18 protein-coding genes are annotated in these 20,598 nt (G+C 60.0%); 6 read left to right on the top strand and 12 right to left on the bottom strand.

What is annotated here, in order from left to right:
- Positions 1–5: 5 nt before the first annotated feature.
- From sS8_RS02315 to sS8_RS02285, 7 genes are read right to left on the bottom strand one after another with little or no spacing between them, the layout of a single operon-like run.
- Complete coding sequence (locus sS8_RS02315) at positions 6–965, bottom strand: metal ABC transporter substrate-binding protein (protein WP_232020485.1); 960 nt, start codon at positions 963–965, stop codon at positions 6–8.
- 12 nt (positions 966–977) lie between these two features.
- The gene (locus tag sS8_RS02310; RefSeq protein WP_119628250.1) at positions 978–2,138 is read right to left on the bottom strand and encodes an ABC transporter permease family protein; all 1,161 of its coding nucleotides are present in this window, start codon (positions 2,136–2,138) and stop codon (positions 978–980) included.
- Positions 2,139–2,142: 4 nt separating this feature from the next.
- On the bottom strand, positions 2,143–2,799 hold the full coding sequence (locus tag sS8_RS02305; protein ID WP_119628249.1) for an ABC transporter ATP-binding protein: 657 nt from the start codon (positions 2,797–2,799) through the stop codon (positions 2,143–2,145).
- 24 nt (positions 2,800–2,823) lie between these two features.
- A complete protein-coding gene (locus sS8_RS02300; protein ID WP_145986386.1) occupies positions 2,824–4,554 on the bottom strand; it encodes a hypothetical protein in 1,731 nt (576 codons plus the stop codon).
- A complete protein-coding gene (locus sS8_RS02295) occupies positions 4,551–5,261 on the bottom strand; it encodes a hypothetical protein (protein WP_119628247.1) in 711 nt (236 codons plus the stop codon). Before sS8_RS02295 ends, sS8_RS02300 begins: the two co-directional genes overlap by 4 nt.
- Before the next feature lie 13 nt (positions 5,262–5,274).
- Entirely contained in the window at positions 5,275–5,637 is a 363-nt protein-coding gene (locus tag sS8_RS02290) for a copper resistance CopC family protein (protein ID WP_232020484.1), read from the bottom strand.
- A gap of 11 nt (positions 5,638–5,648) precedes the next feature.
- Positions 5,649–6,953: a sialidase family protein gene (locus sS8_RS02285; RefSeq protein ID WP_119628245.1), complete on the bottom strand. Its 1,305-nt coding sequence runs from the start codon at positions 6,951–6,953 to the stop codon at positions 5,649–5,651.
- A gap of 683 nt (positions 6,954–7,636) precedes the next feature.
- On the opposite strand from sS8_RS02285, the gene sS8_RS02280 reads away from it, so the two are divergent.
- From sS8_RS02280 to sS8_RS02270, 4 genes are all read left to right on the top strand, one after another.
- Positions 7,637–8,020 carry a hypothetical protein gene (locus tag sS8_RS02280; RefSeq protein WP_232020483.1) on the top strand — a complete coding sequence of 128 codons (384 nt, stop codon included), beginning with the start codon at positions 7,637–7,639 and terminating at the stop codon, positions 8,018–8,020.
- Positions 8,021–8,076: 56 nt separating this feature from the next.
- A complete protein-coding gene (locus sS8_RS27890) occupies positions 8,077–8,220 on the top strand; it encodes a lipoprotein (RefSeq protein WP_170160916.1) in 144 nt (47 codons plus the stop codon).
- Between the two features lie 331 nt (positions 8,221–8,551).
- Positions 8,552–10,657: a TonB-dependent receptor gene (locus tag sS8_RS02275; protein ID WP_119628244.1), complete on the top strand. Its 2,106-nt coding sequence runs from the start codon at positions 8,552–8,554 to the stop codon at positions 10,655–10,657.
- A gap of 343 nt (positions 10,658–11,000) precedes the next feature.
- Positions 11,001–12,092 (top strand): dipeptide epimerase, encoded by a 1,092-nt coding sequence (locus sS8_RS02270; protein WP_119628243.1) that lies wholly within the window; start codon positions 11,001–11,003, stop codon positions 12,090–12,092.
- Positions 12,093–12,122: 30 nt separating this feature from the next.
- On the opposite strand, the gene sS8_RS02265 is transcribed toward sS8_RS02270, so the two are convergent.
- Positions 12,123–12,446 (bottom strand): hypothetical protein, encoded by a 324-nt coding sequence (locus tag sS8_RS02265; RefSeq protein WP_145986385.1) that lies wholly within the window; start codon positions 12,444–12,446, stop codon positions 12,123–12,125.
- Positions 12,447–12,713: 267 nt separating this feature from the next.
- Here sS8_RS02265 and sS8_RS02260 point away from each other — a divergent pair, with 267 nt between their 5' ends.
- Positions 12,714–16,004 carry a VanZ family protein gene (locus tag sS8_RS02260; RefSeq protein WP_119628241.1) on the top strand — a complete coding sequence of 1,097 codons (3,291 nt, stop codon included), beginning with the start codon at positions 12,714–12,716 and terminating at the stop codon, positions 16,002–16,004.
- Positions 16,005–16,158: 154 nt separating this feature from the next.
- Positions 16,159–16,575 carry a hypothetical protein gene (locus tag sS8_RS02255; protein WP_119628240.1) on the top strand — a complete coding sequence of 139 codons (417 nt, stop codon included), beginning with the start codon at positions 16,159–16,161 and terminating at the stop codon, positions 16,573–16,575.
- 103 nt (positions 16,576–16,678) lie between these two features.
- On the opposite strand, the gene sS8_RS02250 is transcribed toward sS8_RS02255, so the two are convergent.
- From sS8_RS02250 to sS8_RS02235, 4 genes are all read right to left on the bottom strand, one after another.
- Positions 16,679–17,635 carry a glycosyltransferase gene (locus sS8_RS02250; protein WP_119628239.1) on the bottom strand — a complete coding sequence of 319 codons (957 nt, stop codon included), beginning with the start codon at positions 17,633–17,635 and terminating at the stop codon, positions 16,679–16,681.
- A gap of 108 nt (positions 17,636–17,743) precedes the next feature.
- Complete coding sequence (locus sS8_RS02245; protein WP_197716660.1) at positions 17,744–18,664, bottom strand: glycosyltransferase; 921 nt, start codon at positions 18,662–18,664, stop codon at positions 17,744–17,746.
- Positions 18,665–18,773: 109 nt separating this feature from the next.
- A complete protein-coding gene (locus sS8_RS02240; protein ID WP_197716659.1) occupies positions 18,774–19,565 on the bottom strand; it encodes a polysaccharide deacetylase family protein in 792 nt (263 codons plus the stop codon).
- A gap of 1 nt (position 19,566) precedes the next feature.
- Complete coding sequence (locus sS8_RS02235) at positions 19,567–20,589, bottom strand: glycosyltransferase (protein ID WP_197716658.1); 1,023 nt, start codon at positions 20,587–20,589, stop codon at positions 19,567–19,569.
- Positions 20,590–20,598 lie beyond the last annotated feature (9 nt).

Here is a 20,598-nt window from a genome sequence, read left to right as displayed (position 1 = left end):
TTCCATCATGGATTCGGGTTTTTCGAAATCACGCTGTTCGCTCGTTTTTCTTGCCGGAAAGCGGCTTTCAAAGCATCCACGTTTCGTTTCATGACTTCCAGAAAATCGCCGTCCTCGGGCCGATTGGCGCAGGGAGCGAAAACCACGCTTTCGATTTCCATGTCCTTCAATTTCGCGGCGATCTCGGGGGCGGGCTGAGCCTCCCAGATCATCCGGCGTGCCGGGTGGTCCTTCAGCATGCTCTGCAAGCCTTGCCACTCTGCGGCCGGCGGCATTTCCTCGGGCTCCCAGTGTACGCTTTTCAGATTCAATCCATAGCGCCGGGCCAGATATTGATAAATCGGGTGGGAGGCCAGGAACGGCCGGCGAGGGTCGGCGGCAACCGTCTGTTTCAGTTCGGCATCCAGCTCGGCGAGTTCGCCCCGCAGCGTCTCCAGGTTTTCAAGCACTATGCTTTTCCATTCCGGATGCTTTCGGACAATCGCATCGGCTACGGCCTGCGCCTGCTTTCCGGCCTGTTCGAAGTCCAGCCAGGTGGTAAAGGCGAGTCCCTCGTGCGAGTGCAGCCCCCCGGGCCCGTGGCTGTGGACGACAGCGTTCTCGATGCGCAGATAGGTGTCCTGAAAACCCAGAGACGTATTCGCCAGTTTGAGACGCGGAAGGCTCACCTGCGATAACCATTTTTCGTAACCGGCACCGTTGAGGAGGATCAGATCGGCCTTTTGCATAGTGCCCACTGTCCTGGCGTCCGGTCGCCAGAATGCCGGGTCTGCACCGGCGGGAACCGGAAGAACGACACGGGCCCTAGCTCCCGCCAATCGCTCCGCGAAATAAGCCAGCGGATAGTTGACCGCAATGATTTTGAGTGCCGGCGAGCCGGCGGCGCCGGCCAAATCGCTCCCCGCCGCGGCGACGAAAAATAGCAAGCCCAGCGCGACCCGGCGCCACCAATGCTGAATTGACACGGCGAACTCCTCTTAGGCAATGACGAAATGGCGAACGAATTCGGCGGCGCCGACTCCGACCGCCTGCAACAGTACCCAGCCCAACGCTCCGGCGCTGCACGCGATGAGCACGATTTCAGCAGCTACCAGGCGAATCACGGTCATCGGCGAACAGCCGATCAGGTGTATGGTTTCGATCTCCCGCTGCCGCAGCCGGAGAGACAGGGCGAAAACCAGAACCGTCATCAACAGCGCGGCGATGCCCAGGGGCAGCAGAATCGCGTCGAACAGCGCGCCGATGCGGAAAATGTTTTGCAGCAAGCTGCGGGTCACTTCGGACGGGCGGACGATCTGGGTCCTAGCGTCGTCGTCCAGGTAACGTCCGCGCAACAAGGCGGACGCACGGGCATCGCGCGGCACGGCGATCACCGCGCTGATGGGAAAGCCAGCCGGATCGCCGTGAAAATGGAAGGATGCCAGGTTGTCCGGGGTGATTTCGGTATAAGCGACGCCGTCCCCGGAGGCCGGCGCGAACGGCGAATCCGCCCTGCCCGCCCTCGGATTGGTCTCGTGGCCGTGCCCCAAGCCTTCGATCACCCAGGCGGTCTGAAGGTCCACGAACACCGCCTGGTCATCCGGCGTATGCGTTTTCGCCAGGATTCCGGTCACGTTCAGCTTGAGCGGGTGGACACCGGCCAGATCGAAGACGTTTTCGGGCGTCGTCGGGAGCGTGTCCCCCGGTGCGAGTCTCAGGCGTCGCCCGGCTTCGGCACCCAGTACGCAATCGCCCAGCAGAGCCGGCAGATCACCTTCCGCCAGGGCCAGATCGCGAAACTCGAAATAATCCATCGTGACGCCTACCAGCGGAAGTCCGCGGACCCTGAACCGGGCGTAAACGGGCAGAGGATCGGCCCAGCCGGTGGCGGCAATGCGGTCGACTTCGCCCATGCCGATAAAGGCCGGCGATTCGGTGAAATAGAGGGCGTTCAGTACCAGATCGGCCGCGCTGCCCCGCGCCCCCACCAGCAGCGGCGTGGCTTCCGCGCGCGCCGACATCCGGCGCTCGGCTTCGTCCAGGACCCGGTGCAAGGCCAGGGGCAGCGCGATGATGACGCCCAGGCAAACGATCAGTATCAGGCTGCGGGCCTTGTTGTGGCGGAGATAACGCCAGGCGAGATAGAAATCGTGCTGCATCCGGTCAGGCGTGGAATGTACAGACGTCGATCACCCGATCGAAGTGCGGCAGGAGTTCGTGGTCGTGGGTGACGGCGACCAGGGTTGCGCCGCTACGCTCCGCCATTCGAAACAAAAGGTCCAGAATCCGGTTCTTGTTGGCGGGATCGAGATTGCCGGTTGCTTCATCGGCCAGGATCAAGCCGGGCTCCGGCAACAATGCGCGGCACACGGCGACCCGCTGCCGCTCACCCTGGGACAGCTCCCGCGGCATTCGCCCCAGCTTGCCCGCCAAACCGGCCGCCTCCGCCAGCTCCGCCGCTCGTTCCCATACCCGCCTATTGAGCTTGAGCACGCGGTTAATCCGGTAGGTGTGCACGATATTGTCGAGTACGTTCAGATAATCGAGCAGCTCGAGTTCCTGGAATACGAAGCCGATGCGGGAAATACGGAAGTTACGCCGTTCTCGATCGTTCAGGTCGTGCACCTGGACCCCGTCCACCCGGATGCGGCCGGACCGGGGGATGGCAATGCCGGCCGTCAGTTTCAGCAAAGTCGTCTTTCCGGCTCCACTGCTTCCGATCACGGCGCATCGCTCGCCGGCAGCGATGCGCAGCTCGGGAACGGACAACCGGAAGCCGGCGCGGGGATAGCGAAAATCGAGGTTTTCGATTTGAATCATGCTGGAAGCGGAGGTTGAACCGACCTAGGAAGACAAGGCCACGGACTGCGGCTTTCGCGCGTCGGCGAACGCCAATGCCGCAATCCTGAGGCGGCCGTCTTCGGCCCGGCTCAGGACCAGCCGTGCCGCGTAGAGCGTGCTGCGCGGATGGGAATGGCCCCAATGGGAAATCGAGCCGTGGGCAATCCAGCGGGCGTTGACCACACAGCGGCCGGATTCCTGATCCAGCGATTCGATTTCAGTGGTCAACACCTGGACCCGTTCGACCCGCCCATCGCTTCCGAGGCCCTTGCGCCGCTGTAATAACGCAGCGCGCTGGCTCAGATATACCTCGTCCAGAACTTCGCCCGACAGGCTTATGGCCAGGCGATCGTACGCCGATTCCTCTTCCGGCATTTGGAAAGCGCGATAAACATTGTGCAGCAAAGCCTCCAACTCGCTTTTCACCGGGTCTTCCGCGGACGCCGGGGTCGTCCTGCCCGCATCCGCGCAAAGCCCGGCGATCTCCGGATAAAATGCAACGCAGCCGGCTATGGCCAAGGTCAGAATCAACTGCCCCCCGGTCCCCGGCGGCAACAGTCGGCGCCGACGCCACCGCCATCCGACGGCCATGGCAAGTGCGATGCCGGCGGCACGGAGAGGGAGGTCCGCGGTTCCGGATGGCCTCGCCGCGAACGTTTCGCTGCTCGGATTGGAATCCTCCGGACCCGGCGTATCCAGCGCTTCCTCCACCGACCAGCGGAACACCGGATCGCGCTGCGTCACGTCGGCATCGAAGGTCTCATTGTCCCGCTGCAGGCTAACCGCCCTCCCGGTTCCCGCGGCGTCGAACCATTCCCAGGTAAGTTCGACGGCACCGGCCGGCCGCTCGGTAAGATAGACCAGGATCGCGCCCACCACTGCGGTGGCGCTGTCGAGCGGCTCGGAGTCGGCGATCGTTTCCACGCCCGAGCGCCGGTAACGCACGAACTCGATCCGGTCCAGCCGGGCCGTCACCTCGACCCCGTCGAGGCGGAGCGGGTTGCGGCGCAGCAGCAAAGTTCCGATGGCCTGGCGCAGCTTCTCCCGTTCCTCGCCTTCGATACGGTGCGGATTCACGGGCGCGATCTCCAGCCGCGGCAAGAGGTCGCTTAGGCGTAGCAATAATTCATGCCGCACTTCGTAGGGCTCGACGTAGACGAACGAACGCGGTTCGGTGTGGCGGCGTACCCTCTCGGCGTCGGCGAAGCGCGACTGCCACGGATCGTTCCAGTCCAGCTGCAAGCGGGCCGGTTTCGACAGCGGTGCGAGGTCGGCCACGGGCACACCCCGATGCAGCACAACCAGCCCCAACGCCTTGGCTGCCCGATCCGGGGGCGACAAGGTCAGGCCCGTCGGCCGTCGGGCCAGGGGAAGATTCAGGTCGGCCTCGAAATACGCTTCCGCGACACCGGTCCCGTCTTTCCCGGAAGTATTCGTCTCCAACTTCAGGATCTCGAATTCCGCAGCCCCTTGCCGATCCGCCACGATACGCAGGAGCCCCCCCGCGAGATCGGATGCCGGCGCATCGTCGGCGCGGCCCAGCAACGCGCGCAAGCGGGGCAAGCCGCTTTCCCGAAGGCGCAGGTTAACCCTGACGGCGTCCTCTTCGACGGAGACTTCGGCAACAGCCGCGTAATCGCCGAATCCGGTCCAATCCGCCCGCAGCGGCCATGCTACGGCGAACAGCAGCGCCATCGCCGGCATGCAGGCGGCTCGCAAGACGACAGCCCTCATGGCGATTGTCGTGCCGGTGCCCGCTTTTCCGCATCGCCCTCGGTCGGCCTGGCCGGAAGCCGCGGACGTATGCCGCGGTAGAGGCGCCAGCACACGACCGACAGGACGACGATGATGAGGAGGACGAACAGAGCGCCGGGCCAACGGTTGGGCTGGTTAGGGCTGGGCAGGCCAACGCTGAAGGGTACCCGCAGCCTATCGTCCTCGCTGACGAAGCCGTCGTCCTCGCCGAAGACCGCGATCACCGCGTAATGGCCGGGCTCGCCGATGTCGGCATGAATTTCGGCAGTTCCGTTCTTGTACACCTTGGGCGGCATTTCCGCGAGCGTGCGCTTTTCCTTGGGCAGCCGGCCATCCTCGGCGAACTCCTCCTCGACCACCCGCAGACCTATCGGCGTGTTGCGCACATCTCGGTCGAGCAGGTCCAGGGTCAGATAAATCTTGCCCGGGCGCGGGACCTCCTGACAGTACTTCACGAAATCGGTTTGCTCTCCTTCGTGCCGACCTTCCTGGAGAGCCGTGAAATGCACGGCGTAAAAGTCGTTCGCGACCAGACAGCTCATCGACGCACCCTGATACATCTGGCGGCCGCTGGAACTGTCCCTGGGCGCGCCGGCGGCCGACACCGCCCCCGTAGCCAGTACCAGCACGAACGCCGCCGCATGGTTGAAGACACGCCGAAAGAAAAGTGGCTCTTGGGAGATCATCGGTAAGCCCTCCTTACTTGGCTTGGATCTGGAAGAAATATTTGCCGCTGACGACGTGGCCGTCCGCGGACAATACCCGGTAACGCACCATGTACCGTCCCGGCGCGAGATCTTCTACCGATGCCCGCAGCCGCGACCGGTCGGTAAAATCGAGCCGGGCATCGTGCTTGTCCACCCGATTGCCGCTGGCATCGACGACCGCCAGGGCGAGAAAGGCGTTGCCCACCCCTTCGTTGAAGGTCAGCAGCACCTCCTCGGGCGCTTCGGAAACGACCGCTTCGCGGTCCGGATTCGCTTTCACCAGAATCGCGTGCGCGAAACTATCGGGACTCGCCAGCACCGATCCGGCCAGAATCAATAACATCCTCGATTTCATGGTTTTCATCGTTAAATGGTAGGGACCGCCATCGCTAAAACCTTGCCTCCGCCCGGACGGGCCATAGTCCAGAAGGCCCTGTATCCCCAGGGTGTCGATACGACGCGGGGGTGATCGGCACTGGCATCCGGCGGCGTCAGAGCGACCGGAGCGGACCAATGCCGGCCGCCGTCCCCGGACCTGACGAGGTGTATCGCGGAACCCTCGGCGCTCGCACGGCTGAATACGATAGCCAGATCGGACGGCGACCGGGCGGCTATGTCGCTTTCACGGCTTCGCCCATCACCCAGAGAAAACGGCGGCGACCAGTGTTGGCCCAAATCCGGGGAGCGCGCGTAGTAAAGGCCGGGCGAGGTCTCCTTCCCGGTCCAGGCAACACTGTGCAGAACCGTTCCTTCCTGGCTTTCGGTCGCGACCAAACCGCCTCCGCAATGGGGACAGCCGGTGAATGTCCAGCCGGCGACCGCGACTGGCCCGAGATCAAGCCAGGTGCCGCTGGGCGAGCTGCGAAGCAGGCGCATATCGTGGGGATCGGCATCCCGGTACAGCACCGCCAGACTGCGATCCCGCAGCGCGCTGATCCGAATCCAGCAGCAGGTACAGACGGTCGGATCCAGGGTCGCTTCGGTACTCCACTGGATGCCATCCGGAGATCGCGCATAGCGGAGACCCTGCGTATTGCCGTTCTCCTCGCGATCGTCCAGCCAGGCCAGATGGAAACTTCCGTCTCCGTCCACGGCAAGCGCCGGATAACTCTGATTGTTCAAAGGATCGCCCACGGCCGGATTCCGCCCCCGATGCCATGTCTCCCCGCCGTCGCCGGACGCGGCGACGATCAGGGGCCCGGTGCCCGGCAGTTCGCCTCGCGCCTGCCACACGGCAACCATGCGGCGGCCACGCACGGCCAGGCGGGCATCGTTGCCGCGCCGGGAAAGCACGGGGGCGTCGCCGCTGCGATCGAGACGCCTGGGTTCGGTCCAGCTCTTCCCCCCATCCGGAGAACGCAGGTAAGCCACACCATCATGCTTGCCGAATCGGCCAGCCAAGAGCGCGTGTATCGTCCCCTCCTCCGCCACCAGGTCCAGGCTCCTGGTTTCGGTCAAACCTGCGACGGGCACAGTCAGCAGTTGCTCGGCAAAAGTGTCGGTCACAGCGGTGGCGAGGCAGCTCAATAGTGTGATTCCCACACGCAGCGAGAGGCGAACGGCAAAAGTCGATGGATCGATGCGAAGTCCATTCATGTCCGTAAATAGTGGCGATTCCAGCGTTTCACACACCCAATCGGCGCGAACGCCAGAATAGGAATCAAATCCCATGCCAGAATAGTTTTTCCATAAAAACAATTTGTTACGAAATCAAAAACCTCACAGATAAGTGAAATGACTGGAGTATTAGGGGAAATCGCTGATCCTTTATAGCCCCGATATATCGAAGTCGGTTACGACAGGTCTTCCGGAGTAACGTAGCATTCTTGATACAGTTTTAGATAACTCAATCGTAAGCGGCATCCGAAAAGACCGTTGGCGATAAGGCAGTGCCGCAACCGGATTATTAATAGTCTATCACTATGTGGTTTGACATACCGAAATGTGTGTTTTCACTCAGCACGTATGTTATCGTTCTGAATCAATACTAATAACTATAGAATCGAGTCAAGTGATATCCAGCAATATTACTATCAATAATCCGTCATCTCCCATGATAACGCTTGCATAGCTACTCGTTCATTCAATATTTTTCATTCTTTATCATATATTTATATTTAACGAGAGCGACTGTTTATACCAGTCTTAAATTCGCATTATTCACGCCGAATATCGCCATTTGCCACACTCTGAATTTAAGGCATACAAATTGCTCAATACTTAGCGGCAGAATTCTGGGCACGTTCTCCCTCTGATATTCATGCCGCCCGCGATCATTTTTCGGGTATTCCACGAATCATTAATTGTCCACTACGGTCGCGGGCTTTTTTTAACCTTATATTAAGGAGTCTTACATGAGAGGTCTTTCGATAATCCAGATTGCTTTTGCCCTCCTTCTCAGCCTTAGCGCCAATATCGGAGTCGCCGGCGGACGCTATGCCGATCCGCCACCGAACCTCGTGGAAGTTCAGAAAGCCAGCCAGTCGGCCTTGGACGCGGCCAAGCAGGGCAACAAGGACTCGGCACTGGATAGCGCCAAGCAGGCGCGCAAATTAGCCGTGGCGTCGTATAAGGAAAAAAGCACGATGCCCATGCAGAATTCCAGCAGCCGTCTGAAAGCGGTGATCTCCGACCTGGAAAACGGCGGCGAACCTACGACGGCCGTTGCCACATTGGAAGAAGTCGTCAAATTGATAAACGACGAGGTCGAGTACTATAAGAAGGAAGGAAAGCTCTAGCGGAAAGCCGGAGCAGCCGCAAGCATAAAACCCGAAACATGCGACAGGAGACGAGCATGAACATGAGGAAGCAGTGGGCGATTATCATTTCGATAGGTCTGATCTTGGCGGGATGCGGCAAGGAGGGGCCGCTCGGCAACACTCCGGGCCCCAAGAAGCCGCAACAGCAGACGACGCCCTTCGACAAACTGTCCGGCTAATGCGATTTCGGGGGCGGTTGTAGGACCGAGGTGCGCTGTGCGCGCCGTCTCATTCGAACAAGGTACGCACGGCGCAGCCAAATGATCGTCCCAATTTTTAATGATGTATGACTGAAAAATGACACATGAATCAAATAAGTTAGTCTTTTAGGGGATTTCGGCTTTATCCGACGCCTCTTGAGAGGGGGCGCCAAAACTGCCCCATGAGATCCATACCGCTTCAGTCCGGAAGCGACGCGGCAATCCAACACATATATTTGGGGAATTCACGAAAACAAGGCTGAAGCATCCGAATCCGAGTTCGGCATTCAGCCATTTCATTCTCAGATTCATGAAAACTCGATTCGATTTTTACCTTCGGCCCAATTTCTTATGGGCACTGGGGTTTGCTCTGACCGCGCCCGAAGGTCCGGCGTCGGCACATCCCCAGCCCGAGCAGGAGAACCCGTCCTCCGTGCTCATACTGGATACCGTCGAAGTGCAGGGGCGTGCCACCGATCTTCTGGGTGCCGCCGACTCGGCGTCGCAGGGCGTGGTAGGACAGCCCGAATTCAAATACCGTCCGCTTTCGCGTGTCGGTGAACTGGTTGAAGTGGTGCCCGGCGCCCTCGCCACACAGCACAGCGGAACCGGCAAGGCGAACCAGTATTTCCTGCGCGGTTTCAATCTCGACCACGGCACCGACTTCAGCGTCACGGTGGACGGCGTCCCCATGAATTTGCCCACCCACGCTCACGGCCAGGGCTATCTGGACCTGAACGGCATCATTCCGGAACTGGTGGACCGGGTGGAATACGGCAAGGGGCCGTACTACGCCGACATCGGCGATTTTTCCTCGGCCGGCTATGCGCACATGCATACTCTGCACCGGCTGCCGGAAGGCTTCCTCAAGTTCACCGGCGGCGAATTCGACTATTACCGCGTGGTGGCGGCAAACTCCAACACTCTGGGCGTGGGAGACCTCCTCTACGGGGCCGAAGTCAACTTCCACGACGGTCCCTGGAAGAGGCCGGAGGATCTCGAGAAATTCAACGGCATGCTGCGCTATACCATCGACCGGGAGAATTGGGGGCTGGCGCTGCACGGCAAGGCCTATCGCGCCCATTGGAACGCCACCAACCAGATTCCGGAACGCGCCGTGCAATCCGGGCTGATCGATCTGTACGGGACGATGGACCCCAGCGATGCCGGCAAAACCGATCGCTACAGCGTGTCCGGCGACTTCTGGAGCCGCGGCGATTCTTACAAAAACCAGATCAATGTCTACGCGGTTTACTACGATATCGCACTGTTCTCCAATTTCACCGGCTTTCTCGACGATCCCGTACGCGGCGACCAAATCGGACAGAAGGAACGCCGCGTGACGGTGGGCGGCAGCGGAGAGCAAACCTGGTTCAACCATTGGTTCGGGTTCGAAATGGACAATACAATAGGCGTCCAGGTTCGGCACGATGCCATCATGGATCTGACTCTGAACCATACGGAGCGGCGACGGACGGTCGGGACCATCAGCCGCGCTGATGTCGACGAGACCCGCCTGTCCTTCTACTTCAACAATCAAACCCATTGGCTGCCTAAGTTCCGCACCGTCGCGGGTGTTAGAAGCGACACTTTTTTCTTCGACGTGAGCGACCGCCTACTCTCGCAGAATTCCGGCAGCGAGACCGCCTCCATCGTCAGCCCGAAACTCAGCCTGATCTTCGGTCCCTGGTACGACACCGAATTCTTCGTCAACCTGGGTTACGGGTTTCATTCAAACGATGCCCGCGGCGTGACCACGCGAGCCGATCCCTATGATCCCACGGTTCCGCAGGGCAGCGTGCCGCCGCTGGCCCGGCAGCGGGGCGTCGAGGGCGGCATCCGCACTCAGTATCTGGAAGGGCTCAACTCCACGCTCGCGGTCTGGTGGCTGAACTCCGACTCGGAACTGGTGTTCGCCGGAGATGCAGGGACCACCGAGGCCAGCGGCAAAAGCGAGCGCTACGGCGTCGAGTGGACCAATTTCTACAAACCGCTCGACTGGCTGACCCTGGATGCCGACTTCGCCTTCACCTCGGCCAGATATGTGGATGCACCGAACGGGGCGAACGATATTCCCAATTCCGTCGGCCGGGTCATTAGCGCCGGAGCGGTGGCGGAACTGCCCTATAACTTCTTCGCCACGGTGAGGGTGCGGCATTTCGGGCACGTGCCGCTCACCGAGGACGGCAGCGTCGATGCGGGCGATACGACCCTCGTCAATCTCGGGGCGGGTTATCAGTACAAGCAGCTGAAACTCGGCGTGGACGTCTTCAATCTGTTCGATTCCAAGAGCAACGATATCGCCTACTACTATACGTCCCGGCTTCCGGGCGAACCGCTCGATGGCGTGGACGGCGTGCTCAAGCACCCGGTGATGCCAAGGCAAGTGCGGGTTACTGCATCGCTCAGTTTTTGAGTGCGATTCATTTAAGGGATGTGCGAACAGCGTCGCGAGTAATCCGAGGGCGCCCTGCCCTAATCGCTCTCAAACAGGAATTCATTTTTGTAAGGTGGATTAGGCCGCAAGGCCGTAACCCACCGAGCAACCTCGGACCTGTCCTGAGCCAAGTCGAAGGGTCGGTGGGTTGCGCGGAGCCTGTCCTGAGCCCAGTCGAAGGGCCAATCCACCCTCGATGGGTTTCGCTTCGCTCTACCCATCCGATTAATGTTCGCTCGAACACCGAATGGAATAACTTCCGACACAGACGCTTGTAGCGGGCCTATAATCCTCCTCGGTGAACTCGGGCACAGACCCAGCCATGAACAAAGATCTCGAAATCAGACGACTCGACATTCACAAACTCGACGTGCCGTTGATGGCGCCGTTCACGATTGCCTCGTCGAGACTGGATCACGTGCACAACGTAGCGGTGCAAGCCACGCTTGCCGACGGAACGACAGGATGGGGGGAAACCTCGACCTTGCCGCCGGTAACCGCCGAGGATCAGGCCTCCGCTCTGGAAGCTCTGAGACACGAGGCCGACCGGTTACGCGGCCGGTCGGCGGGCGAATGGCGGCGGATTGCGCTGGAACTCCACGAACGTATTCCGAATCTGCCCTCGGTTCGGGCCGGGCTCGAAATGGCGGTCATCGACGCCTTGGCGCGCCATTGCGGAATCCCGCTATTCCGGTTTTTCGGGGGATTTCAGAACCGGCTCTCGACCGATATCACCATACCGATTTGTCCCGCCGTGGACGCCGAAGCGCTGGCTCGGCACTTTTGCCGCGAAGGCTTCGAAATCCTCAAGGTCAAGGTCGGTCTCGATCGCTCGGATGATATCGATCGGCTCAAGGCCATCACCCGAGGACATCCTGCCTGCCGTTTGATTCTCGACGCCAATGCCGGATATTCGGCCGATGAAGTCTTCGCCCTGCTCCGGGAACTCCGCCTGGCCCGAATCGAGCCGGCTCTACTCGAACAGCCGGTAGCCCGCGAAGACTGGGACGGTCTCGGAAAGCTCGCTCGCGAAGCCGGTGTGCCGGTGGCCGCCGACGAGTCCTGCCGGACGCCGGAGGACGCTCTCCGAATCACGCGCGATCACCTCGCCCAGGTGATCAACATCAAGCTGGTCAAGTGCGGCGTGGTTCAGGCGCTTGAAATCGCCGCCATCGCCCGTACCGGCGGACTAAAGTTGATGGTCGGCGGCATGGTCGAGACACGACTCGCCATGGGCTTCAGTGCACATTTCGCAGCGGGACTCGGCGGATTCGAATGGATCGACCTCGATACCCCGATGCTGCTCGCGGAGGATCCGGTTGAAGGCGGCTGCAAACCGACGGGACCTCATTATCGGCTGGATACCGAAGCCGCCGGACATGGTGGACACTTGCGCGGAAAAAACTCGAATTGAAGCCTGTTGCCAAACTCACCCGCACGAAATTCAGGAAATAGAACCGTTTTTATTTCGGGACTGCATCTGTTCCGCATAGTCCTGCTCATTCCGCTGCCACTTCGAGCGGCCGTACAGATAGCCCACGAAAGTCCAGACCAATGCTCCCAACATCAGGCGAAAGGGAAGATTGCCCTGGGTGCTGAAGACATCCCCGAAGACCTGGTGCTGAAAAAAAACGGTCGAAAAAACAAACATGAATCCGCCCCACAGAAGCACGCCGTGGGTCCAGATGAAACGGCGTTTTCCGCGAGCGCGGGTACGCTCCCATTCGGCCAGTCGTTGCGGTGTCCAGGTATTCTTGGTGTTTCTCATATCGATCGGTGTGCACTTGGCGAAACCGTTGCTTCGCCGGGAGCTGTTTCGGCAGAAGAAGACTCCCGCCAGGACTCGATGCCGGTCAGGTTTTTCGCCAATACAAATCAGCAAACGGTATTTCGATTGCATTAATCCGAAATGCGGCGTACGGTTTTGCCGACAAGTCAAGGGCGGCCCGCAATATCCGCCGGGTACTTGCAGGCCTGACCGACAATACTATCACCATCCCGGTTCCAATCTTGCGACGACAGTGATATCCGACCGATGAGCACCCCCGCATCCGACCGCCGCTATGTCTTCTTCGGATTTCTGGCCTATCTGGCCTTCGTGGTGTATGGAAGCCTGGTTCCTTTCGAGCTTCGTCCTCACACCTTCGATGAGGCGATCGAACTGTTCTTCGCCATTCGGTATCTCGATCTCGGCATCGAATCGAGGGCCGACTGGGTTGCGAACATCGTGCTCTACGTGCCTTTGGCATTTCTCGGCTGCGCCTGGGCCGTCGGCCTGCGATCAACCTCGCCGCTACGGCATCTGACGGCACTGCTGATCCTGGCGTTCTGCCTCTCGGTCGCGGTCGCGGTGGAGTTCACCCAGATCTTCTTCGCCCCTCGCACTGTTTCGCTGAACGATCTCCTGGCCGAGACACTGGGCTCGATCGGCGGAATCCTGCTGTTCAAGTTCGGCCGCCTGCGCCTCGCCCGGTTGTTGGACGCATTTTTCGATGGCGGACGCTCGTCGGTGTACGCGGCGATCATGGCCTACTCGGCCTTTTATCTCCTGTTGTCCCTGTTTCCCTACGATTTCATTCTCTCCCTCCGTGAACTTCAATGGAAATTGAGTTCGGACAACTGGGGCTGGCTGATTGCGGATAGTTGCAGCGGCTGGCTGCGGTGTTCCGCCCGCCAGGCGAGCGAGATCGTCGGCATCGCACCGCTTGGTGTCTTCATTGCGCTCGCGGCTCCCGGCTTGAGTTTTCGCCGCATCTTTGCGATCGGCGCGCTACTGAGCCTGATCCTGGAACCCGTTCAATTGCTGCTGGCTTCGGGCGTAAGCCAGGGGCTTTCGATCCTTTGGCGCGGCTTGGGACTGACTGCGGGCGCGGCGATCGGCCGAACCTTGCGTCGCCACGGTTCCCTGCCCTTGGCCTGGATGATCAGATCCTCGATACCGTTTGCCGCAGTACCCTACGTTTTGGCCCTGGCAGCGCTCGGCGGCTGGTTTTCCGGCAGCTGGCTGCCGTTCGACGACGCGGTCGCACGCCTGGCGAACGTCAGCGTCATGCCGTTTTATTATCACTATTTCAGCACCGAACAGGCCGCTCTGCTGAGCGTCCTGGCGCAGAGCTGCATGTACGCTCCGATCGGTCTCGCCGGCTGGGCTCTACGCACAGTGAATACGGGGCAGCGCAAGCCCGGCATGCTGCACACCGGTCTTTTCGCCGCCGCGCTGGCGCTGCCGGTCGAACTCGGCAAGCTCCTGGTTCCGCCCAAACATCCGGATTTCACCAATCTGCTGATTGCTGCTACAAGTGCGGCGGCGGTCTATGCGCTCGCGCACTGGATCGGAGCCGTTCTGAGCGGCGCTGGCAAACGTCCGGTTCCGCCGAGCGCGGAGTCTATCCCCAAGACCGCCCCGGCAAACTCGCCGCATCCGGAATTGCCGGCCTACGCCGCCCTCCATCCGGTCGGCGCGCTGATCGCGTTTGCCGCGGGGTCGCTCGCCCTCATCGGCCTCCTCGCCTATCCCGTCGGGACACTTTGGCTGATAGCAGCACTGACCGGATACGCCGCCTTGTTGTGGCGATATCCCGGCGCATGGCTGTTCGCGGTTCCGGCACTCCTGCCGGCACTCGATTTGAGTCCGTGGACCGGCCGCCTGATGCTGGACGAATTCGACCTGCTGTTGCTCGTCACGCTGGCCGTGACCTATCTCAGGACCTATCGGATAAATCCCAGACCTTGGCCGAATCGAACCCTGTCATGGGCTGTCATGCTGCTGTGGCTGAGCTGGTCGATAGCGACGGTACGCGGTTTGTGGCCGCTTTGGGAACACCAAGGAACCCTTTCAGACAGTTCCCATTCACCTTTGGAAACCTGGCTGGTCGGCAAGGGACTCTTGTGGGCACTGCTGTTCGCTCCCCTTCTGCGGCGCATTCCTGCGGAGAACACGGGAGCGGCCCTGCGCCGTATGGGACACGGCCTGGTCGCCGGCTTGGCAATGGTAACCCTGGCCGTTTTTTGGGAGCGCCAGGCGTATGTCGGGATGGCGGATTTCGAGAATGTGTTCCGGGTGACCGGAACATTCGCCAGCATGCATACCGGAGGCGCTTACATTGAAGCTTTCATCGCCTTTGCTTTTCCGGCGCTGGTCGTCTCGATACTGGCGGCCCGCAGCTGGACACTCAAGTTTCTCGGCATCGCGTTTGCCGTGGGCGTCAGCTATGCCATGCTGGTCACTTTTTCGCGCGGTGGCTACGCCGCGCTCATCGCCGGCTTGATCCCGGTTATGGTGTGCATGCTGCGGCAGCCGAAAGAATATTCGATCCATCGCTGGCTGGCCCTCACCGGAGTTCTCACGGCATCGGTAGCGGCCGCGGTTCCCGTGCTTTCCGGCGGATTCGCTCAATCCAGGCTGGGACGCATCGCGGAAGACCTCTCCATCCGGGAAGCGCATTGGCGGCAGGCCCTGAATCTGATGGACGCGGGACCTATGGCTGCACTGGTCGGAATGGGCTTCGGACAATATCCGATTCTTTACGCAGTGGGAGCCGAAACCGCACGAGCCCCGGGCACCTATACCGTTTTTCGGGAGGGCGACGATTCATATCTGCGTCTCGGAGCCGGCGAAACGGTTTTCCTCGATCAGATCGTCGACGTCCGGGCCGGCGAAGAGTACACCTTATCGGCCCGGGTAAGACGCCGTTCGGGCGACGGCGCGCTCGGCATCCCGCTCTGCGAAAAGGCGCTGCTTTACTCCTTTGAATGCGTTCGGTCCGAACTGCGGCCGGAGTCGTCCGAGCATGAATGGAGCACGATCACCATCGAAGTGAATTCGCGGGATCTCGGCGAAAGCGAACACTGGCCGCACCCGCCGGTAAAACTGTCCCTGCACAACAAGAGTACCGACACCGCGCTCGATGTCGACGACGTCAGCCTCAAGCCCAAGGATGGACAAGAACTGGTGGCCAACGGCGACTTCAGTGCCGGAATCGCACGTTGGATGTTCGTCGCCGATCAGGATTTGGCCTGGCATATCCACCAGCAAACGGTGGAGATGTATTTTGCCCAAGGCGTCCTGGGGCTGACCGCTTTTGCCCTGCTGTTGATCGGCACAGGAAGGATTCTCTGGCCGGTCCTGCGTGGCGGCGAGCTGACCGCGGCGATGTCGGCCGGCGCACTACTGGCGTTTCTCACGGTGGGCCTCCTCGGCTCCACCATGGATACCGCACGCCTATCGATGCTGTTCTATCTGGGAGCGTTGAGTACCGGTGTGTTGCTGTGCCGGCGCCAGGCCAAAAGGCCTCAGCGGCGTTTTCTGCATAATGCGATCCCCTGATCGGGTTCGATCGGCTTGGACGCAAAATGTCCGCGTCGCGGTTGCCTTATCCGACCGCTTTGCAGGCCTTTCGGCCACCCATAAAGAGCTTGCTGGGCTCACCGGCTATCGTTAAGATCGCTTGGCCACCTATTCCACTCAGGGAGACAATACTGTGAAACAGATTATCGTATGGGGCGTTTTCATACTTACCGGCTTCGCGGGCCAAGCAATGGCAGATTGTAGCGGCCCGAATCTCAACCAGGTCCAACTTCAAAATACTTTATCCGGCATGACGGTCTGCGCGATCCGGGGAGACGAGCAGTGGCAGGAGCAGCACCAGGGTAGCGGCGGCGGTGTGCTGGTGGATTACAAAAAAGGGCCTTCCGATCCGGTCGATCCGTCTAAAGAAGTCGGTTCCTGGAATATCTCGGGCACCGGCGCCAATGCCGTCGTCACCTACAACTACGGCAGCGGCGGCACCTATAGCTACGCCGTTCACGTCAACGACGACGACACTTACAGTTTTTGCGGCGACAGCACCGGCGAAGAAATCGTGGCTACCATCGTTCCCGCGGCGCCATGCCCCTAACGCCCTGAAGCCGGCGAGGCGATATCCATCCGAGGTGTCGGGAAAGGACTCCCAACCTACTCGCGAGGGCCTCTACAGTAGGCAGAAACCGCTCGAGCGCCGCCTAACACGCATCTACGGAACGGCGGGTCCGCTTCCAGAATGTCTGAAACGCCTGCAATTCCCCCAGCGTCGCGCTAAGGCGCATCAAATAGAAACGGGTACGTTTCCAACTCAACGAAAACATAGCGCTGACCAAATAAGTCAGCAGTTTTCGCCAGATATATCTCGGAATCTTCGATTCGATATCCGCGTTGGCCAAAGTTGCGCTATACGAACGCTGATAACTTTTTCTCAAAAGATAGAAAAGCCGGAACCGTTTCAAATCGACATAGTGGTACTGCACGATGTTCGGAATGTATTGCATCCGCTCGCCGGACTGCAATGCGCGGATAATGAAGTCCACGTCTTCGCCGCCTCCGAGATCGTGCCCTCGTGGACCGAGCTCGGTCGAGAAGCCTCCGACGCGAGCGAACACGTCACGGCGGACGATCAGATTGCCGCCCCCCGGAAGCCTTCCCTCCAATGTAATTGTACGGGGCTCATCGCCCTGGTCCTGGCAGGGCACCGGCAACGGGTAAACCGAATACGGTCCGGTATCGTGCACCCATTGCGGCTCCGATCCATTCCAGTCCGGCAAAATCCGGCCGCAAAACATGGTGGCTTCCGGATAGGCTTCGGCCGCAGTGCAGATTGCGGTCAGGAATGACGCATCGACTCGATGATCGTCATCGATCAAAGCGACCAGTCCACTGCCCAAGCGCCGGATTGCGCTGTTGAGTGCATGGGATTTGCCCGGAACCGGTTCGGCGAACCAGGCGACCGGAAGCGATCGCGCGCTGGCCGGACGTCCGCTGATACGTTCCAGCAATTTGTGGGTGCGGTCGGTGCACGCATTGGCGGCTACCAAAATGTCGATCGACCAATTAGGCGGACGCAGAGCCAGATTCAAAGACTCGAGTACCCTATCGAGCAAATCGGCACGATTATGCGTGCATATCAGGACGGTAAGTCGATTCACTATTTTCCTATTTCACGACTAAACGTCGATCGATCCAGTTCATCCAAAGGTCAGCAAACAAAATCAATCTGCAAGCGCAGATAATAACGGCAAATAGGGCGTTCAAATTTACCCGGTCTGCGTACCGGAAAACCAGCCGTTAATATACCCGAGAAAATATGCCACGTTCATTTCAAGCCGCAGTGAGTAATCGGATCCGCGTGCGGCACGCATCCGGACGACGCGCCATACGGCTCTCCAAAGCTGGGGATAAAGGTACTTGGGCGGAATTCGAGAATTGTCGCCCCGCTTGATCATTCCTTCCGTCTGTCCCTGGCGGTAGTGCAAGTCCAAAAAGTATTTACGCGACAGTTTCCAGGCCTGGATACGGTGATGTATAACCGCCTCCGGAACCCACCAGACCCGACATCCGAGATTGAGCATACGCTTGTAGATTTCAGTATCCTCGCCTCCGACATTAGATCCGCCCTTTCGCCCCAATATAGGATCGAAACCGCCGATTGTGTCGAAAACCCCCGCCCGAAAACCGAAATTACCGCCGAAAATGGGCGTCTTGGGATCCGTTAACCGTCGAGCAGTCGGCCCGTGGTCCAGTCTGCCCACAAACCCGAGCAGTTCGTCTTCCATCCAGATCGGGCGGTCACTATCCTCGAAAAGCACTTCGATACGTCCCCCTACCGCATCCGGACTCTCGTCCACGATAATGCGTTCGTAAGCCTGCAGCCAGTCGGGCTCCGGCGTCTCGTCATCATCCATGAACAAGATATATTCCCCCTGCGCTTCCCGAATCGCACGGTTGCGCGCATTCGAAAGACCGAGCTTTTCTTCCCTAAGCACACGAACCTGCCACTCCTCCGGCCAGGAATGGCGTTCAAGAACGGCAGACGTGGCGTCGGTACTGGCGTTGTCGATGATCACCAGTTCCCAGGCGCGTTTCGGTGACCGGATACGCGACAGATCGGCCAGCGTACGTGCCAATCGGTCCGCGTGATTATGAGTACAGAGGGCGACGGTATAAGCGAGTTTCACGTGAACGTTTTTCCGGATTCAGACGACACAAGAGCGTGCATAAGGCCCGGCAGGACGCAGTCGCTCCACGCGGCGGACAGGCGGCGACAGACGCCCGGCATGCCGGCAGTTACCGAACGACACTTCGCACCCGATTCGCCGCGCGGCTCCAGTAGTAACCCAAAGCGTGCTTCAGATCGCCATCGTTCGATCCCAGACTGACCTTTCGTGCAAGAGCGGACGGCGTGTCCGTACCGAACACGTCCAGCCGGCGAATTCGGAATGGATCCACCCGGCCCGGACGGTTGAAACCCGGCTGGACCGAAAAAGCCGCACTGTACCCCGCTTTCCGGGCAGCCTCGAGCACCCGCTCGTCGTAGCGTCCATAAGGGTAGGCCAGGAACGGTATCGGATTGCCGAGTAAGCTCTCGAGATCGGCGCGCGATCCCGCGAGCTCGGCTTCGAGTTCGAGGTCGTCCAGGCAGGTCAGGTCGGCATGGCTGCGGGAATGGGAATGAAAGCTGAATCCCCGACCTCGCATTTCCTCGATCTGATCGCGATTCAACAAAGGATAGGTCGCACCGGAAGGATTCTCGCGCCGACACCATTCGTCCTTTCCCCCGATCAAGCCGCTCACCAGGAACACGGTCGCCGGCCATCCCAAGTCTCGCAGTACCGGATAAGCGTGTTCGTAAACCCCCAGAAAGCCGTCGTCGAAAGTCAGCAAGAAACTGCCATCCGGCAACTCCGGACCGCTCTGTATCCAGGCAACGAAGTCGTCGATGGGTACCGCCCGCATACCCTTTGCCGCCAGCTTCTTCATATGCGATTCGAAGGCATCGGGACTGACGCAGTACTTTCGCTCCCAGGCATTGGCGCTCGCGCCCACCCGGTGGTACATCAGAACGACGGCTCGATCCATCTCACTCCCCTTTCGGTGCCAAGGCGCTCCGCTGCGAATCCACCATCCCCAAGAAGGCGCGAAATATCGGACCCGGAAGGAGCGCGGGTAATATGTATTTGAGATCCGCCAAACGCCAGGCGCCGCGGATCAATGCCTCGCGAAACAAGCCTTGCGCCGACACGAGGTCGCGCTTCCAATAGGCCCGATAAGCGGCCCGCAGCAGCTCGCCGGCGACTAAATTCTTAAGTGCCGGGACATCGAGGTGCGAAACCAAATCCGGATGTTTGCGAACGAAATCTCGCCTTACGGTATAGGCATCCATGGTCTGGCGCCATTTGCCCGATGAAATCTGGCCTCGGCCATGCCAACGATAAAACGCCAGAACCTCGGAAACGCGAACGATATGACGCGTCCGGGCAATCAGCTTGAGCCAGAAATCGTAATCCATGGCCGAGAACCGACGCTCGGAAAAACCTTCGATCGCCTCCACGATTTCACGCCTGACCAGGGCTGCGTGAATCGGCCAAGGGCAGCTCTTCAAAAACAATGCGATCGTATCCTCGTCCTCATACGCCGGCGGCACGTACGGCTCCTGTCCGGGAGCCCCGTCGCCGACGTTCTGCCAGCCGCAATAGGCGCAGTCCGCTGCATTCGAAGCCAGCGCCGCGTATAGCTTTTCCAGACAATCGGGAGCCCAGAAATCGTCGGCGTCCAGAAATGCGATAAGGGAACCCCGGGCTTCCCGCAAACCTCGATTCCGAGCCGGGTAAGGTCCCTTCCTGTGTTGCGATAGCAGTCGAACTTGCCCGGGAAACTCGGTCTTCAACCGATCCAGGATGGCAACCGAGCCATCGGTGGAACCGTCGTCCACCACGATGATTTCCACCGACGGATAGGTCTGGTTGACGACGCAGCGAATCGACTCTTCGACGAACGCTGCTGCGTTGTAGCACGGCATGATCACCGAGATCAGCTCTCGCTTCGAATGCCCGTCCCCAGCGTGCGGAATCGAGTCGCTGCTTTTCGTATCCGGCTGACGCATCTTGCCCTC

Source organism: Methylocaldum marinum (assembly GCF_003584645.1).
Taxonomy (GTDB): Bacteria; Pseudomonadota; Gammaproteobacteria; order Methylococcales; family Methylococcaceae; genus Methylocaldum; species Methylocaldum marinum.
This window is presented reverse-complemented; position numbering and strand designations above follow the sequence as displayed.

Excerpts from the sequence above, each read along its gene's own strand:
- sS8_RS02265 (WP_145986385.1), bottom strand. The coding sequence starts at position 12,446 with ATGAGAAACACCAAGAATACCTGGACACCGCAACGACTGGCCGAATGG.
- sS8_RS27890 (WP_170160916.1), top strand. The coding sequence starts at position 8,077 with ATGAACATGAGGAAGCAGTGGGCGATTATCATTTCGATAGGTCTGATC.
- sS8_RS02275 (WP_119628244.1), top strand. The coding sequence starts at position 8,552 with ATGAAAACTCGATTCGATTTTTACCTTCGGCCCAATTTCTTATGGGCA.
- sS8_RS02300 (WP_145986386.1), bottom strand. The coding sequence starts at position 4,554 with ATGAGGGCTGTCGTCTTGCGAGCCGCCTGCATGCCGGCGATGGCGCTG.
- sS8_RS02295 (WP_119628247.1), bottom strand. The coding sequence starts at position 5,261 with ATGATCTCCCAAGAGCCACTTTTCTTTCGGCGTGTCTTCAACCATGCG.
- sS8_RS02280 (WP_232020483.1), top strand. The coding sequence starts at position 7,637 with ATGAGAGGTCTTTCGATAATCCAGATTGCTTTTGCCCTCCTTCTCAGC.
- sS8_RS02285 (WP_119628245.1), bottom strand. The coding sequence starts at position 6,953 with ATGGGATTTGATTCCTATTCTGGCGTTCGCGCCGATTGGGTGTGTGAA.
- sS8_RS02270 (WP_119628243.1), top strand. The coding sequence starts at position 11,001 with ATGAACAAAGATCTCGAAATCAGACGACTCGACATTCACAAACTCGAC.
- sS8_RS02305 (WP_119628249.1), bottom strand. The coding sequence starts at position 2,799 with ATGATTCAAATCGAAAACCTCGATTTTCGCTATCCCCGCGCCGGCTTC.
- sS8_RS02235 (WP_197716658.1), bottom strand. The coding sequence starts at position 20,589 with ATGCGTCAGCCGGATACGAAAAGCAGCGACTCGATTCCGCACGCTGGG.
- sS8_RS02290 (WP_232020484.1), bottom strand. The coding sequence starts at position 5,637 with ATGAAATCGAGGATGTTATTGATTCTGGCCGGATCGGTGCTGGCGAGT.
- sS8_RS02260 (WP_119628241.1), top strand. The coding sequence starts at position 12,714 with ATGAGCACCCCCGCATCCGACCGCCGCTATGTCTTCTTCGGATTTCTG.
- sS8_RS02310 (WP_119628250.1), bottom strand. The coding sequence starts at position 2,138 with ATGCAGCACGATTTCTATCTCGCCTGGCGTTATCTCCGCCACAACAAG.
- sS8_RS02240 (WP_197716659.1), bottom strand. The coding sequence starts at position 19,565 with ATGGATCGAGCCGTCGTTCTGATGTACCACCGGGTGGGCGCGAGCGCC.